The sequence below is a fragment of the Acetobacterium bakii genome (assembly GCF_001263355.1).
In the GTDB taxonomy this organism is placed as follows: domain Bacteria; phylum Bacillota; class Clostridia; order Eubacteriales; family Eubacteriaceae; genus Acetobacterium; species Acetobacterium bakii.
In genome coordinates this window covers 1-1051 of sequence record NZ_LGYO01000059.1, presented here as the reverse complement: position 1 = coordinate 1051, position 1051 = coordinate 1, and the positions used below count along the sequence as shown (strand labels likewise).

The window sequence follows — 1051 nt, the reverse complement described above, 5'->3', positions numbered from 1 at the left end:
CATTACCGTGAAATATTCATTTGGCGAATTTTAGCAGTTGGTTATACCGTTTATCATTCTGGAAAAGTAGAAAAAAATTAGCTTATTCTCTGGCAAGGTCTATTTCAAAATTATCGAATGTATTAATATTAAAATTATTTCCGGTATTGATTGTTGGAAAAGTCAAATCTGAATAATTTTTTGAAATTGATAAGCAGTAATGATAATAATGAATATCCCAACCCTGGATTTAGCATATTCACAAAAGTTATGCAATCATTCAATGGATGGGCAAGAGGTATACCCATAAAGTAAACAGTGACAAAGACTTTGAATCATTAAAAGTTCCAAGTGAAATAATTATTAATTTTACACGGACAAATATATTGTAACATTCCTATGTAATTCAATGTTATAATTAAAAAATCAAAATAAATTATTGAAAGGTTAAGTGGCGTAAAATGGAAAGAAAATATACTGATGTTACAATCGAAAGAACAAAAAAGATAGCATTGATTGCACATGATGGGAAAAAAGCAGAGCTTTTGGACTGGGTGAGTAGAAATAAGGAAATACTACAATGTCATTTTTTATGTGGTACAGGTACTACCGGCCGACTCATACAAGAAAAAACAGGTCTTCCAGTACAAATATTTAAGAGTGGCCCGCTAGGCGGCGATCAACAAATCGGAGCGCGAATAGTGGATGGAGAAATCAATATGCTGATTTTCATTTGGGATCCATTAGAAGCCCAGCCACATGATCCGGATATTAAAGCGTTACTTCGGATTGCAACGGTATACGATATCCCAATAGCCAATAATTTGGCAACAGCCGATTTTATTATTCATTCTCGATTTATGAGTGAAGAGTATGTTCATCCTATAGAAGATTTCAATAATCAAATTAAAAGTAGGATGGAGACATATTAAATTAAAAAAACATTGACAAGTAAAGAAAAAGACATTATACTAAGGAAGTTGTCTCAAGTGGGCAGCGAAAGCAAACTGATTCACCCACAATAAACTTTCAGAAACAGCTTGACAACGCAGGCAAATGACGATACAATATA

General features: G+C 32.9%; 1 protein-coding gene. It reads left to right on the top strand.

What is annotated here, in order from left to right; genetic code table 11:
• Nucleotides 1–440 precede the first annotated feature (440 nt).
• Entirely contained in the window at nt 441–911 is a 471-nt protein-coding gene (locus AKG39_RS17420) for a methylglyoxal synthase (RefSeq protein WP_050741679.1), read from the top strand.
• Nucleotides 912–1051 lie beyond the last annotated feature (140 nt).